Annotated in this window: 12 protein-coding genes and 3 pseudogenes; 6 read left to right on the top strand and 9 right to left on the bottom strand. The window is 73.7% G+C overall.

Annotated elements, in window-relative coordinates:
• Positions 1-17 precede the first annotated feature (17 nt).
• From pheS to uvrA, 6 genes are all read right to left on the bottom strand, one after another.
• Complete coding sequence (gene pheS / locus XF36_RS14190; RefSeq protein WP_060712356.1) at positions 18-1,073, bottom strand: phenylalanine--tRNA ligase subunit alpha; 1,056 nt, start codon at positions 1,071-1,073, stop codon at positions 18-20.
• Positions 1,074-1,110: 37 nt separating this feature from the next.
• A complete protein-coding gene (locus tag XF36_RS14195) occupies positions 1,111-1,992 on the bottom strand; it encodes an RNA methyltransferase (RefSeq protein WP_349675504.1) in 882 nt (293 codons plus the stop codon).
• A gap of 1 nt (position 1,993) precedes the next feature.
• Positions 1,994-2,377: a 50S ribosomal protein L20 gene (rplT, locus tag XF36_RS14200; protein ID WP_020623392.1), complete on the bottom strand. Its 384-nt coding sequence runs from the start codon at positions 2,375-2,377 to the stop codon at positions 1,994-1,996.
• A 77-nt stretch (positions 2,378-2,454) separates the two neighbouring features.
• Complete coding sequence (rpmI, locus tag XF36_RS14205) at positions 2,455-2,649, bottom strand: 50S ribosomal protein L35 (RefSeq protein WP_020623393.1); 195 nt, start codon at positions 2,647-2,649, stop codon at positions 2,455-2,457.
• Positions 2,650-2,749: 100 nt separating this feature from the next.
• Positions 2,750-3,286: a translation initiation factor IF-3 gene (infC, locus tag XF36_RS14210; protein WP_020623394.1), complete on the bottom strand. Its 537-nt coding sequence runs from the start codon at positions 3,284-3,286 to the stop codon at positions 2,750-2,752.
• A gap of 325 nt (positions 3,287-3,611) precedes the next feature.
• Positions 3,612-6,626 (bottom strand): excinuclease ABC subunit UvrA, encoded by a 3,015-nt coding sequence (gene uvrA / locus XF36_RS14215; protein WP_060714693.1) that lies wholly within the window; start codon positions 6,624-6,626, stop codon positions 3,612-3,614.
• 367 nt (positions 6,627-6,993) lie between these two features.
• On the opposite strand from uvrA, the gene XF36_RS14220 reads away from it, so the two are divergent.
• The gene (locus tag XF36_RS14220; protein ID WP_060712357.1) at positions 6,994-7,668 is read left to right on the top strand and encodes an MBL fold metallo-hydrolase; all 675 of its coding nucleotides are present in this window, start codon (positions 6,994-6,996) and stop codon (positions 7,666-7,668) included.
• Between the two features lie 9 nt (positions 7,669-7,677).
• Here XF36_RS14220 and XF36_RS14225 read toward each other — a convergent pair.
• Positions 7,678-8,514, bottom strand: a pseudogene (locus tag XF36_RS14225) (helix-turn-helix domain-containing protein).
• A gap of 50 nt (positions 8,515-8,564) precedes the next feature.
• On the opposite strand from XF36_RS14225, the gene XF36_RS14230 reads away from it, so the two are divergent.
• A complete protein-coding gene (locus XF36_RS14230; RefSeq protein WP_082375418.1) occupies positions 8,565-9,008 on the top strand; it encodes a DUF2000 domain-containing protein in 444 nt (147 codons plus the stop codon).
• Here the strand turns inward: XF36_RS14230 and XF36_RS14235 are convergent.
• Positions 8,983-9,282, bottom strand: coding sequence for a hypothetical protein (locus tag XF36_RS14235; protein ID WP_060712359.1), 300 nt, complete (start codon positions 9,280-9,282; stop codon positions 8,983-8,985). The two genes, XF36_RS14230 and XF36_RS14235, sit on opposite strands and share 26 nt — an antisense overlap.
• Before the next feature lie 17 nt (positions 9,283-9,299).
• The gene (locus XF36_RS14240) at positions 9,300-10,673 is read right to left on the bottom strand and encodes an MFS transporter (RefSeq protein ID WP_064485607.1); all 1,374 of its coding nucleotides are present in this window, start codon (positions 10,671-10,673) and stop codon (positions 9,300-9,302) included.
• A 221-nt stretch (positions 10,674-10,894) separates the two neighbouring features.
• Here XF36_RS14240 and XF36_RS14245 point away from each other — a divergent pair, with 221 nt between their 5' ends.
• From XF36_RS14245 to XF36_RS14255, 4 genes and pseudogenes are all read left to right on the top strand, one after another.
• Complete coding sequence (locus XF36_RS14245) at positions 10,895-12,055, top strand: hypothetical protein (RefSeq protein WP_060712361.1); 1,161 nt, start codon at positions 10,895-10,897, stop codon at positions 12,053-12,055.
• A 23-nt stretch (positions 12,056-12,078) separates the two neighbouring features.
• Positions 12,079-12,336: pseudogene (locus XF36_RS29520) on the top strand (RNase H family protein); the annotation flags it as partial.
• A 165-nt stretch (positions 12,337-12,501) separates the two neighbouring features.
• Positions 12,502-12,738 (top strand): annotated as a pseudogene (locus XF36_RS29525) (RNase H family protein); the annotation flags it as partial.
• Between the two features lie 24 nt (positions 12,739-12,762).
• The gene (locus XF36_RS14255) at positions 12,763-14,859 is read left to right on the top strand and encodes a DPP IV N-terminal domain-containing protein (protein ID WP_060712362.1); all 2,097 of its coding nucleotides are present in this window, start codon (positions 12,763-12,765) and stop codon (positions 14,857-14,859) included.
• The last annotated feature ends 9 nt before the right edge of the window (positions 14,860-14,868 follow it).

The following is a 14,868-nucleotide window of genomic DNA, read 5'->3' on the forward strand; positions in this document are numbered from 1 at the left end:
AAGCGGGGTGGGCCGGGTCAGACGCCGAACGCGGTCGAGAAGCGCACGTCGCCCTCGACCATGTCCCGCATGTCCGGGATGCCGTTGCGGAACATCAGGGTCCGCTCGATGCCCATGCCGAACGCGAAACCGGAGTAGACGTCGGTGTCGACGCCGCAGGCGCGCAGGACGTTGGGGTTGACCATGCCGCAGCCGCCCCACTCGACCCAGCCCGCCCCGCCCTTCTTCTGCGGGAACCACACGTCGGGCTCGGCCGAGGGTTCGGTGAACGGGAAGTACGACGGCCGCAGCCGAATCTGCGAGTCCGCCCCGAACATCGCGCGGGCGAACGCGTCGAGGGTGCCCTTGAGGTGGGCCATCGTGAGGCCCTTGTCGATTGCGAGGCCCTCGACCTGGTGGAACACCGGGGTGTGGGTGGCGTCGAGCTCGTCGGTGCGGAAGGTCCGCCCCGGGCAGACGACGTAGACCGGAAGGTCCCGGTCCAGCAGCGACCGGACCTGCACCGGGGAGGTGTGGGTGCGCAGCACTGTCCCCTCGTCGGGCCGGCCGTCCGGACCCGCGAGGTAGAAGGTGTCCTGCATGGTGCGGGCCGGGTGGTCCTTGCCGAAGTTGAGCGCGTCGAAGTTCAGCCACGACGCCTCGACCTCGGGGCCCTCGGCGACCTCCCAGCCCATCCCGACGAAGATGTCGGCGATCCGCTCGGACAGCTGTGTGATGGGGTGGCGCGCGCCGCGCGGGCAACGGTCCCAGGGCAGCGTGACGTCGACGGCCTCCTCGGCCAGCACCCGGGCGTCGCGCTCGACGAGCAGGACCTCGCGGCGTGCGTCGAACGCGGCCTGGGCCTGGACGCGGGCGGCGTTGACCCGCTTGCCGGCGTCGGCGCGCTCGGGGCCGGGCAGCTGCCCCAGCGACCGGCGGGCCATCGGGATCGGGGCGCGGTCGCCGAGGTGCGCGGGCTTCGCCGCGGCCAGCGCGTCGAGGTCGCCCGCCTCGTCGAACGCCGTGCGGGCGGCCTCCACCGCGGCCTTCAGTACATCCGGGTCGAGAGGGCTCGCCGTGTCGTTCTCACTCATGGTGCCCACGATCGTAGAGGGCGGCCGCGAGCGGGTTTCAGCCGCGCGCCGGGGGCAGCTGCGGGGCGACGCCCGCACGGGCCGCGACCGTCGCGTACAGGCAGATCGCCGCGGCGGTGGCGAGGTTCAGCGACTCGGCCCGGCCGTGGATCGGGACGCGGACCCGGTGGTCGGCGGCGTCGTGCACCTCGGCCGACGGGCCGTGTGCCTCGCTGCCGAGGATCCAGGCGACCGGCCCGGCGAGGGTCGGGGTGACGGCGGGGTCGTGCAGGTCGACCTCGCCGCGCCCGTCGGCGACGAGTGTGGTCAGCCCGGCCGCCCGGCACATCTCGACGACGGCGGGGGCGTCCCGGTCGCGGGCCAGCGGCAGGTGGAACACGCTGCCGGTGGAGGCCCGGACGGCCTTCCCGTTGTGCGGGTCGACGGTGTCCCCGGCGAGGAGGACCGCGTCGCAGCCGGCTGCGTCGGCGACCCGGATCACGGTGCCGACGTTGCCGGGGTCGGAGATGCCGTCGCAGACGGTGACGAAGCCGGGGACCCCGGCCAGCGCGGCGGAGACCGGCACGTCGAGCAGGTCGCAGACGGCGACGAGCCCCTGCGGGGTGACCGTCTCGGACAGACCAGCGGCGGCCTTGTCCGTCACCGGGGACACCCGGGCGCCGGAACGCTCCGCGGCCTCGACCAGATCGGGTTGGCGCTCGGCGGCGTCGGCGGTGACGAACAGCTCGTGCACCGTCACGGCGGCGAGTGCCTCGCGGACGGCCTGGGCCCCCTCCACGAGGAAACGCCCGGCCCGATCGCGCCCCACGCGTCGCAGCAGCTTGCGTGCCGCTGCGACGCGGGGAGTGCGTTCGGTACCGGGCGCGGAGTCCGCGGAGCGCTCGCCGGCGCTGCGCGACTCGATGTCGCCTCGGGTCACCTCAGGCCGCGGAGCCCTGCTCGGTGCCGACCGGCAGGTTCTCCTTCGCCACCGCGACGAGCGCGGCGAAGGCGGCCGGGTCGCTCACGGCGATCTCGGCGAGGTTCTTGCGGTCGACCTCGACACCGGCGGCCTTGAGGCCCTGGATGAACCGGTTGTAGGTCATGTCGTTCGCGCGGGCCGCGGCGTTGATGCGGGTGATCCACAGCTGCCGGAAGTCGCCCTTGCGCGCGCGACGGTCCCGGTAGGCGTAGTTCATCGAGTGGAGCATCTGCTCCTTGGCCTTGCGGTACAGCCGCGAGCGCTGCCCGCGGTAGCCGGCGGCCGACTCGAGCGTGGTGCGGCGCTTCTTCTGGGCGTTCACGGAGCGCTTCACGCGTGCCATGGGGTATCTCCTGGGGCTTCTCCGGCACTACCGCGGTGGGGGTGCGGCGTGCCGGGGTTCGTGAAAGGGGCGGAAGGTCAGTGACCGAGCAGCTTCTTGACGCGCTTCACATCGGCCTTGGCGAGCTCGACGGTGCCCGACAGGTCACGCTTCTCCTTGCGCGACTTGACCTCGAGACGGTGCCGCAGCCCGGCCTGCTGGCGCATGAGCTTGCCGCCACCGGTGATGCGGACGCGCTTCGCGGTCCCCTTGTGCGTCTTGTTCTTCGGCATGACGTATCCGTTCGATGTCGGCCCCCGAGGTTCCGGGGGTCGGTGCGGGTACTGCGTGTCCCTCCCGTGCCCGGCGGCGGCCGGACACGGGAGTGGGACCTCACGCCTCGGCGTCTGCCGGGGCGTCGGAGCTGGCTGCGGCCGTCGTCTTGCGCGAGACCGGCTTCTTCGTCGGCGCCAGCACCATCGTCATGTTGCGGCCGTCCTGTTTCGGAGCGGCCTCGACGACGGCCATGTCACCGATGTCCTCGGCCAGGCGCTGGAGCAGGCGGTAGCCCAGCTCGGGACGCGACTGCTCGCGACCACGGAACATGATCGTGACCTTGACCTTGTTGCCGCCTTCGAGGAAGCGGATGACGTGACCGCGCTTCGTCTCGTAGTCGTGCTTGTCGATCTTCGGCCGGAGCTTCTGCTCCTTGATCACGGTGAGCTGCTGGTTGCGCCGGGACTCCCGGGCCTTCTGCGCGCTCTCGTACTTGAACTTTCCGTAGTCCATGAGCTTGCAGACCGGCGGGCGGGCCTGGCCGGCGACCTCGACGAGGTCGAGGTCGGCGTCCTGGGCCAGCTTGAGGGCGTCCTCGATGCGCACGATCCCGACCTGCTCGCCGTTCGGGCCCACGAGGCGGACCTCGGGCACGCGGATGCGGTCGTTGATGCGGGGCTCTGTGCTGATGGGGTCTCCTGAGTGACTCGCTGTGTCGCTACTACCTGCTGCGCCGGCGACGACAAGCGAAGACCCGTTGATCGGCCCGCGGCGGAATTCTGCCGTGAAGCCGGACCATGGACCCGGACACCGTCACAATCACGGCGCGGGTGGGAGTGGGGCTCCACTTGACGCCCGGAACACACGTGACAACGCGATCCCGGGTGGTCGCATTCCCGAGGGTAACAGGCCGCCGGTGCGCCGGGAACGCGGGGTCGGGCCGGGACCTGCGCGGATCCGACCCGGGGCGGGACGGGGCTCAGCCTGCGCTGGCCGCCTTGGCCCGACTGCGCCGTGCGGTCGTCGACCGGCCCGCGCCCGCGGTCCCCGTGCCGCTTCCGTTGCCCTTCGACGACGCGGCCCGCCGCCGGGCCGGTGTGACCGGGGTGTGGTCCGGGGTGACCAGGTCACGCAGGAACCGGCCGGTGTGGCTGTCGGGGTGCGCCGCGATCTGCTCCGGTGTCCCCTGCGCCACCACGGTGCCACCGCCCGAGCCGCCCTCCGGGCCCATGTCGATGACCCAGTCCGAGGTCTTGATGACGTCGAGGTTGTGCTCGATCACGATCACCGTGTTGCCCTTGTCCGCCAGCCCCTGGATGACGGCGAGGAGCTTGCGGATGTCCTCGAAGTGTAGGCCGGTGGTCGGCTCGTCGAGGATGTAGACGGTGCGGCCGTTGCTGCGCTTCTGCAGCTCGCTGGCGAGCTTGACCCGCTGGGCCTCACCGCCGGACAGCGTCGGCGCAGGCTGCCCGAGCCGGACGTAGCCGAGGCCGACGTCGACCAGGGTCCGCAGGTAGCGGGCGATCGAGGTGATCGGCTCGAAGAACTCGGCGGCCTCCTCGATCGGCATGTCGAGGACGTCGGCGACGGTCTTGCCCTTGTAGTGGACCTCCAGGGTCTCCCGGTTGTACCGGGCGCCCTTGCAGACCTCGCACGGCACGTAGACGTCCGGCAGGAAGTTCATCTCGATCTTGATCGTGCCGTCGCCGGTGCACGCCTCGCAGCGGCCACCCTTGACGTTGAAGGAGAAGCGGCCCTCGGCATAGCCGCGGACCTTCGCCTCGGTGGTCGCGGCGAACAGCTTGCGGACCTTGTCCCACACGCCGGTGTAGGTCGCCGGGTTGGACCGCGGGGTCCGCCCGATCGGCGACTGGTCGACCCGGACGAGCTTGTCGAGCTCGTCGACGCCGTTGATCCGGGTGTGTCTGCCGGGGACCTGGCGGGCGCCGTTGAGCCGGTTCGCCAGCACCGTGGCGAGGATGTCGTTGATCAGCGTCGACTTGCCGGACCCGGAGACCCCGGTGATCGACACCAGGCCGCCGAGCGGGATGTCGACGTCGATGCCGCGCAGGTTGTGCTCCCGCGCGCCGACGATGGTCAGCCTGCGGTCGTGGTCGAGCACCCGCCGCTCGGGCAGCGGGATCGACTTGCGCCCGGACAGGTAGGCGCCGGTCAGCGAGGTGTCGTGCGACTCCAGGTCGGCGATGGTGCCCGAGTGCACGACGCGGCCGCCGTGCTCGCCTGCGCCGGGGCCGATGTCCACCGCCCAGTCCGAGGCGCGGATGGTGTCCTCGTCGTGCTCGACGACGATCAGCGTGTTCCCCAGCTCCTTGAGCCGGGTCAACGTGTCGATCAGCCGCCGGTTGTCGCGCTGGTGCAGCCCGATCGACGGCTCGTCGAGCACGTAGAGGACCCCGACCAGACCGGAGCCGATCTGGGTGGCCAGCCGGATGCGCTGCGCCTCGCCACCGGACAGCGTGCCCGCGGCACGGTCCAGCGACAGGTAGTCCAGCCCGACGTCGAGCAGGAAGCCCAGCCGGGCCTGCACCTCCTTGAGCACCGCACCGGCGATCATCGCCTGCCGGTCGTCGAGCACCATGCCGTTCAGGAACTGTGAGCACTCGGCCACCGACATGTTCGACACCTGCGCGATCGACCGCTCCCCCAGGTCGCGGTGCGGCAGGGTCACCGACAGCACCTCGGGACGCAGCCGGGCGCCGTTGCACGCCGGGCAGGGGATGTCGCGCATGTAGCCCTCGTAGCGCTCCCGCTGCGACTCGGACTCGGTCTGCTCCAGGCGACGCTCGAGGAACGGCATCACGCCCTCGAAGTTGGCGTAGTACGAGCGCTCGCGACCGTAGCAGTTGCGGTAGCGCACGTGGACCTGGTCGTCGCTGCCGTGCAGGACCGCCTTCTGCGCGGCCGCAGGGAGCTTGCGCCAGGGGGTGTCCATCCGGAACCCGACCGCGGTGGCCAGACCGGACAGCAGCCGGCCGAAGTACTCCGCGTTGTGCCCGGACGACCATGGCGCGATGGCGCCGTCGCCGAGGGACAGGTCCGGGTCGGGGACGACCAGCTCCGGGTCGACCTCCTTCTTGATGCCGATGCCGGAGCAGGCCGGGCAGGCGCCGTAGGGCGAGTTGAAGGAGAAGGTGCGGGGCTCGAGGTCGTCGACGGCGAGGGTGTGCCCGTTCGGGCAGGCCATCTTCTCGGAGAAGCGGCGCTCGCGCTGCGGGTCGTCGTCGGGCAGGTCCACGAAGTCCAGCACGACCAGGCCGTCGGCCAGCCGCAGCGCGGTCTCCACCGAGTCGGTGAGGCGCTGCTTGGCCGTCGCCTTCACCGAGAGCCGGTCGACGACGACGGCGATGTCGTGCTTCTCCTGCTTCTTCAGCTTCGGCGGGTCCGACAGCGGGTGGACCGTGCCGTCGACGAGGACGCGCGAGTAGCCCTGGGCCTGCAGGTTCCCGAACAGGTCGACGAACTCGCCCTTGCGGGTCCGCACGACCGGCGCGAGCACCTGGAAGCGGCTGCCCTGCTCCATCTCCAGCACCTGGTCGACGATCTGCTGCGGGGTCTGCTTCTCGATCCGCTCGCCGCAGGTCGGGCAGTGCGGGATGCCGGCGCGCGCGTAGAGCAGCCGTAGGTAGTCGTGGATCTCGGTGATCGTGCCGACCGTCGAGCGCGGGTTGCGGTTGGTCGACTTCTGGTCGATCGAGACCGCCGGGGACAGTCCCTCGATGAAGTCCACGTCGGGCTTGTCCATCTGCCCGAGGAACTGGCGCGCGTACGCCGAGAGGGACTCGACGTAGCGCCGCTGCCCCTCGGCGAAGATGGTGTCGAACGCGAGGCTGGACTTGCCGGACCCGGACAGCCCGGTGAAGACGATCATGCTGTCGCGGGGCAGGTCGATGTCGATGCCCTGCAGGTTGTGCTCGCGCGCGCCGCGCACGACCAGCTTCGGCCCCTCCGGAACCGGCGACGCGCCCGGGGACAGGGCGGTGCCGGCGTCGCGGCGGTCGGTGCTGTGGTCGCTCACGTTGCGCGCCTCCTGGGGTGGCGGTGCCGTCCGGGTCGGACCCGGTTGTGACGCCCGCGGGCTGACGGACATTCCCGGACCGGGCGCCCGTGGCCGGTGAGGTTCGTCCCCTCGTCCGCCGTCGATGCTAGGTGCGACCCCCGACAAGAACCCGGTGAGCGGGGCCCGGCGGTGGTCCGGCGCGGTGGATGCACCTCGGTACGCGCCGGTCGGTCCACCGCGCACGGTACTCGCACGCCTGTTCGATCCGTCAGCGGCCCCGTGCGTGCGACCGGCGGGTTCTCCCCACCGCGGGATGTCGGGACGGGCCGCTACCCTCCCGCTCGTGGACGTCCTGGAGAACTACACCGGTCACACCGAGCCGGGCGGCGCGGCCATCCGCCGCGACCTGGAGCGGCTGAGCATCAGCAAGATCTCGGTCGGCGAGATGGACAACAACGCCTACCTGCTCGTGTGCAAGCAGAGCAACGAGGCGCTGCTGATCGACGCGGCGGCCGAGCCGACCCGCATTGCCGACCTCATCGGCGCCGCGGACGAGCGCCCGGACCTGCGCCACCTGGTCACCACCCACCGCCACGCCGACCACTGGCAGGCGCTGGGCGCGATCGCGGGCATGTTCGAGCCGCGGCTGATCGCCCACCCGCTGGACGCCCCGGAGCTCCCCGCCCCGATGGACGAGTTCGTCGAGCACGGCGACACGATCGCCTTCGGTGAGATCGAGCTGGAGGTCATCCACCTGCGCGGGCACACGCCGGGCTCGGTGGCGCTGCTCTACCGCGGGGAGGACCGGCCGCACCTGTTCACCGGGGACAGCCTGTTCCCTGGCGGTCCGGGCAAGACCTGGTCGGCGGAGGACAACGCGCAGCTGATCAGTGACCTCGAGGAGCGGGTGTTCGACCGGCTCGACGACGACACCTGGTTCTACCCGGGCCACGGTGACGACTCGACGCTCGGGGCGGAGCGGCCGAGCATCCCCGAGTGGCGGTCACGGGGCTGGTGACCCTCGGCGTCACGCCGGGCCGCTGCGGGCGTAGCGGCCGGGCGTGACGCCGACCAGCCGCACGAACCGGCGGTGCAGGTGGGCCTGGTCGTGGAACCCCACCGCCGCGGCGGCCGCGGCCGGCGGCGTCCCGTCCAGCAGCAGTGACCGCGCCCGCTCGACGCGGCGGGCGTCGAGGTAGCGGTGCGGCGGAAGCCCGAAGCGGCGCGAGAAGGTGCGGACCAGGTGGCCGGGGTGGGAGTGCAGCAGGCGCCCGGCCTCGGCGAGGGTCACACCGTCGACGAGCCGGGAGTCGAGCAGGTCCCGCAGCCGGCCGGCCAGGTCCGTCGGCGGCGCCGAGGCGGGCCCGGCGGTCGGGTCCAGGTGCCGGGCGAGACGTTCGGCGACGAGCGCGAGGCGGCTCTCGGCGTGCAGCTCCTCCCCGGCACCGCCAGCGCGCGGTGCATCTCGTCGAGCCCGCGGCGCAGGAGGGGGTCGGCCACCCCCCGGCCGGTCGACCGCGGGGCCGACCAGCCCGTCCGTCCCGGACACGCCCGGGTCGGGGGCGGCGGGGTCGAGGTAGAGGACCCGTTTGCGGAAACCGGAGCCGCCCGCCGCGCGTCCGTCGTGCGCGACCAGCGGCGGCAGCAGCGTCACCGGGGCCTCCTCGGTCCCGTGCGGTCGCCGGTCCAGGTCGTAGCGCACGGCGCCGTCGTCGACGATCAGGACCGTCCACGTGGAGTGCGCGTGCAGCGGGTACCGGTGCCGGACGAAGCGCGCGTGCAGCACCTCCGTGATTCCCGGCACGCGCTGCGGCCGCCAGGCGGTTACGGCCTCGCCCGCCGCCCGCGAACCGGTTCCGGACATGTGCGGAACGTACGAGAGTGCAGGGGTCCTGCCGCCCGAGGATCGACGGCGTGACCGACACCGCCCTGCTCCCCGCCTCCTCCGATCGCCCCGCCACCAAGATCGCCGTCGTGCTGCGTGACGACCTGCTCGGCTGGCAGGTCGCGAACGTGACCGCCTTCCTCGCCGCCGGGGTCGCCGCGGGTGTCCCCGAGCTGATCGGCGAGCCCTACACCGACGCCGACGGCACCGCCTACCTGCCGACCCTCGGTCTGCCGGAGCTCGTGCGCGCCGGGGACGCGACGACGCTCGCGACCTGCCGGGCCCGGGCGGTCGGCCGCGGACTGCCGGTGGCGGTGTTCACCTCCGCGATGTTCGGCACCGGCAACGACCACGACGACCGTGCGGAGGTCGCGGCGGCCCGGGCCGAGGAGCTCGACCTGGTCGGGCTGGCGCTGCACGGGCCGCGCAACGCCGTCGACACGATCCTCAAGGGGACGACGGCCCATCCGTGACGGCCGGTGCGGCCAGCCCGGCGTCGTCGAACAGCTCCCGCCAGCGCGCCGCCGGGAGCCGGTCCAGAGGCCGGTCGGCCGACGCCCACGCCGCGGCGACCGCGTCGGGCAGCAGGTCCGCGCCGACCAGCCCGGCATCGGTGAGCTCGGCGAGCAGCTGCGGCACGCGGTGCCCGCCCACCCGGGCGACGGCGGCGTCCCAGTCGGCGCGGGTGAGCGGGCGGTCGCGGTCGAGCAGCGCGTTGACGGTGATCTCGTACAGGGCCTGGCTCACGCCGCCAGGATGCCCCCTCAGCCCAGCTCCTCCAGCGCGAGCCCGGTGGAGCGCGGGCCGAGCAGGCCGACGTCGAGGCAGAGCAGCACGATGAGCCCCGCGGCGCCGCCGAACACCGCGACCGGACCGGCCGTGGCCAGCAGCGGGACGGCGACGAACGGGAGGAACGCCGACGTCGCGCGGGACAGCGAGTAGGCGATCCCGCCCGCGGTGGAGCGGATCGTCGTCGGGAAGATCTCGGCCTGGTAGATGTGGAACGCGTTGGAGAACACGTTGCTCACCCCGGTCAGCGCGAACCCGGAGCCGACGATCACCAGGGGGGTCGCCCCGGCCGCGAACACGATGCCGAGCACTCCGATCGCCAGCGCCGAGGCGATGATCAGCCACTTCCGTTCGAACCGTTCGACCAGCGGGACGGAGGCGAGCGAGCCCAGCGGGTACCCGGCGAAGCTCAGCGCGGCGTAGCCGAGGGACTCGGTGATGTCGAAGCCCTTGGCCACCAGGACCAGTGGCGCGAGCGTGCCGAAACCGTAGTAGGCGACGGTCTGGAGCACCTGGAAGATCAGGAGCATCACCGTGCGGGTGCGGTAGACCCCGCTGAACGCGATCCGCAGCACCGCGACGGTCGAGCCGGCCCGCGGCTCCCCCGAGTCGGCCGTGGACACCTCCCCCTCGACCGGGGCGCCGGCCCGCCGGGCCACGTCCGCCGCGACGGCGGCGGCCTCCTCGCGCCGCCCGTGGGCGACCAGCCAGCGCGGGGACTCGGGCAGCACGCGGCGCAGCACCAGTACGAAGAACGCGCCCAGCCCCCCGGCGACGAGCAGCCAGCGCCAGCCGTCGACGCCCGCGATGGACTGCGCCGCGACGAGCCGGCCGCCGAGCAGCGCGGCCACCGGCACCCCGAGGAAGCCGACGGTGTACGCCCACGCCGTCCAGCGGCCGCGTACCCGCCGGGGCAGGAACTCGGCCAGGTAGGTGTCGACGAGCACCAGCTCGGCGCCCAGCCCGAGGCCCGCGAGGAAGCGCAGGACGAGGAAGGTCTCCAGGTTCGGCGAGAACGCCGCCGCCACGGAGAACAGCGAGTAGGTGAGCAGGTTCAGCAGGAACACGGTGCGCCTGCCGAACCGGTCGGCCGCGATCGACAGCAGGACCGCGCCGACGAACATCCCGAGGAAGCCCGACGACACCACCGCCGCCTTGCCGGCCGAGCCGAGTGCCCACTCGCGGGCCAGGATCGGGGCCAGCACGCCACCGAGGAACACCTCGTACAGGTCGAAGAACGACCCGATCCCCACCAGGACGACGAGCCGTCGGTGCCATCCCGACAGCGGCAGCGACTCCAGCACCGCCGCGGGTCCGCTCGTGGCCGTCCCGGGCCGGGCCTCCGTCATCGCTGCCCCCTCACCGTCGTTGGCCTTGCTCACCATTGCACATTGCAACGCCGTCGTGCGGTGACCGGTACAGGACGGGCGGCGTCCGGCAGGACCGCCGGGAGCAGCACGACCCACGGTGGCCGTGCACGGACGGTCACCGAGACGAGGCGACCGGCCGCCGTGACTGCCCCGAACGGCCGCTGTCCGGGGATGGTCGGCCCGCTTAGCGTCCCGGACCGATGAGCGCTCCCCACGCCGACGACCGCACCCCCGCGCGCCCGGACGGCCGCCGCAACGGGCATCCGACGACGCTGCTGACCGGCGCCGCGCCCGCCGACGGCCTCCCGGCCCCCGGTACCGCCGCACCCACGACCGGGCCGGGCACACCCGGTCCCGTCCCCGCCCCGCGCGCCGGGGGCTGGACCGGGGACCGTGCCGGGACGCAGCGGGAACCCGCGCCGGAGCCGACCGAGCTGACCGGACCGGTCGACGCCCGGAACCGGCCGGGCCCGCGGACCCCGCCGCTGCCCTGGCCCGCCGTCCCGGCCGAGGAGCGGCCGGTGGGCGGGGTCCCGGCGCAGCGGACCGGGCCGGCCGTGGGCGCGCAGGCTCCGTGGACCGCAGGTCCGGTTCCGGGGCCCGGCCGCGCCCCGTTCCCGACCGCGCCCTGGGCGGTGCCGCTCCAGGGCGGCCCGGTCCAGAGCGGCCCAGTTCAGAGCGGCCCGGTCCAGGCCGGGTCGCGCGCCGCCGCGCCCGTGCCGGTCGTGTACCCGCCCGGCCACGCTGCGTCCGGGACCCCGGCCGGACGGTGGGACGCCCTGCGCGACCGGCTGTCCGCGGCCCGGCTGCCCGACGGCGGGCTGCGCGCCGCCGTCGGGCACCGGACCGCGGCGATCGCGGTGGCCGCGACGCTCGTGCTGGCAGCGGCCGTGGTCGTCGCCGCCTACGTCGGCTCCGGGCGCACCGGCGATCCCGGCGCGCCGCAGGGCGCCGGCTCCGGTCCCGCACCGGTGGCGGCCCCGGCGGAGCTGGTCGCGGGCACCACCGCGGCCGACCCGGCCGCGTTCGGGTCGCCGGCGTCGTTCACCTCCCCGACCGGCAACATCTCCTGCCGGATCACCGGCGGCGCCGGGGACGGCGCCGTCCGCTGCGACGTCACCGCCCGCACCTGGTCGGCGGGTGACTGTCCGGACGCCGCGCTGGTCACCGGCGGACCGGCGGGTGCCCGCACCGAGTGTGGAGGGGCACCCGTCACGTCCGCCGCGGCGGTGCTCGACTACGGCACCCACCTCACCGAGGGCGACGTCACCTGCGTCAGCTCGCGGACCGGCGTCGAGTGCCGCGACGCCCGCACCGGCGCCGGGTTCGTCGCGGCCCGGGCGGCGTACCGGCTCTACTGACCCGCCCGCTACCGTCACCGGCCGTGAGCGCCGCCGACCCGCCCGTTGTCGTCGAGATCTTCACCGACGGTGCCTGTGTCCCGAACCCGGGGCCGGGCGGGTGGGGCGCGGTGCTGCGGTACGGCAGCCACGAGCGTGATCTGTACGGCGGCGAGCCGGAGCGCACGACGAACAACCGGATGGAGCTCACGGCCCCGATCCGCGCGCTGGACGTGCTGACCCGGCGCAGCGTCGTCCACCTGCACACCGACAGCACCTACGTGCGCAACGGCATCACCCAGTGAGCCTTTTTCAACCTGCCGTTCCGGCAGCTCAGGGGCCTGGTTGTGTGGGTGCAGACGCCGAGCTAGCGAGCCGGTGACCTGTGCAGCTGTGGTCAGAGCAGTTGCGCTGCAACCTTCGCGATCTCCTGACGCAGAAGCTCGCTGGTCAGGTTGAAAAAGGCTCAGTGGCTGCCGCGCTGGCAGGCCCGCGGCTGGCGGACCGTGGCCGGCGAGCCGGTCAAGAACGACGACCTGTGGCGCGAGCTCGACGCCGCCGTCCGCCGCCACGACGTCACCTGGTTCTGGGTGAAGGGGCACGCGGGGCACCCGGAGAACGAGCGTGCCGACCGGCTCGCCGCACGCGGCTGCGAGGAGGCCGGCGGGCGCGTGTCCGGGAAGCGGCCGTCCAGCACGCGGTGACGCCGGGGAGATAGCGTCGGCTCCGTGGCCGACTCGTTCCCCCGCCTGCACGCCCGCACCCGCCGCTTCACCCTCGGGGTCCCCCGCGGGTTCACGGTCGCCCCGGACGGGTCGCGGGCGGTGTTCCTGCGCAGCCGGTCCGGCACCGACCCGGTCACCTGCCTGTGGTCGGCCGACGCCGCGACGGGTGCCGAGCGGCTCCTCGTGGACCCGGCGTCGGTGCCCGGGCTGCCGGGCGAGGAGGACCTGCCCGCCGCCGAGCGGGCCCGCCGCGAGCGGGTCCGTGAGCAGGCGGGCGGCGTCGTCGGGTACACCACCGACGCCGCGGTCACCCGGGCCGTGTTCGCGCTGTCCGGGCGGCCGTTCACCGTCGCCCTGACCGGGGAGCCGGACGTGCGGCCACTCGACGTCGGCGGGATCGAGGCCGTGGTGGACCCGCGGATCGACCCGAACGGCGCCCGGGTCGCCTTCGTCGCCGACCGCGCGATGCACCTGCACGACCTCACGACCGGCACGACGACCGCCCTGCTCACCCCCGACGGCGACGACGTCTCCTGGGGTCTGCCCGACTTCGCCGCGGCCGAGGAGATGGACCGCCACCGCGGGTTCTGGTGGTCCCCCGACGGCGACGCGCTGCTCGTCGCCCGGGTGGACGAGTCCCCGGTCGCCCGCTGGCACATCGCCGACCCGGCGCACCCCGACCGCGTCCCGACCACGGTCCGCTACCCCGCCGCCGGCACCCCGAACGCCCGCGTGGGGCTGGTCGTCGTCGCGCTGGACGGCACCCGCACCACCGTGACCTGGGACGACGAGACCTACGAGTACCTCGCCACCGCGGAATGGGACACCCACGGGCCGCTGCTGTCGGTCCAGCCGCGCGACCAGCGGGAGGTCCGCACCCTGGCCGTCGACCCCGCGACCGGTCGGACCACGACGCTGCACTCCCAGACCGACCCGGTGTGGGTGGAGAACGTTCCGGGTGTCCCGGCGCGCACCGCGTCCGGGGCGCTGGTGCGGACCGAGGACTCCGGCGGGGCGCGTCGGCTCGTCGTCGGCGACACGTACCTGACCGGCCCGGAGCTGCAGGTGCGTGGGGTCGTCGGCATCGACGGCGAGACCGTCCTGTTCCGGGCCTCGACGGAGCCGACCTCGGTGGCCGTCTACTCGGTGACCCCGGGGTCCGAGCCGGTCGCGGTGACGCCGACGACCGGGGTGCACGCCGTCGCCGCAGCGGGGGGCACCACCGTCCGCGTCTCCCAGGACCTCGCGACGGCGCCGCACGCGGTGCTCGTCACCGCCGGCGGGGCGGGGCACCCGGTCGCCGGGCACGCCGTCGACCCCGGGTTCGACCCGGCCCCGGTGCTGCACTCCTTCGGTGAGCGGGAGCTGCGCACCGCGGTGTTCCTGCCGTCGGGCCACGTGCCGGGCACTCCGCTGCCGGTGCTGCTCGACCCCTACGGCGGCCCGCACTCCCAGCGGGTACTGCAGGCCCGCAACGCGCACCTGACCAGCCGTTGGTTCGCCGAGCAGGGCTTCGCCGTGCTGGTCACCGACGGTCGTGGCTCCCCCGGGCGCGGCCCCGAGTTCGAGCGCGCGATCCACGGCGACCTGGCGGGCCCGGTGCTGGAGGACCAGGTCGCGGCGCTGCACGCCGCCGCGGCGGCCTACCCCGACCTCGACCTGGGCCGGGTCGGGATCCGCGGCTGGTCGTTCGGCGGGTACCTGTCCGCACTCGCGGTGCTGCGGCGGCCCGACGTCTTCCACGCCGGCATCGCCGGCGCCCCGGTCACCGACTGGACGCTCTACGACACCCACTACACCGAGCGCTACCTCGGGATGCCGGGCGGCGAGCCGTACACCCGCTCGTCGATCATCGACGACGCCGCGACGCCGCCGACCCCGGAGCGGCCGCACCGCCCGCTGATGGTCGTGCACGGTCTCGCCGACGACAACGTCGTCGCCGCACACACCCTGCGGCTGTCATCGGCGCTGCTCGCGGCCGGCCGCGCGCACCAGGTGCTGCCGCTGTCCGGGGTCACCCACATGACGCCGCAGGAGGTCGTCGCCGAGAACCTGCTGCTCCTGCAGGTCGAGTTCCTCCGGGACGCGCTCGGCGCCTGAGCGCGAACA

This window comes from Pseudonocardia sp. HH130629-09, assembly GCF_001294645.1.
Taxonomy (GTDB): domain Bacteria; phylum Actinomycetota; class Actinomycetes; order Mycobacteriales; family Pseudonocardiaceae; genus Pseudonocardia.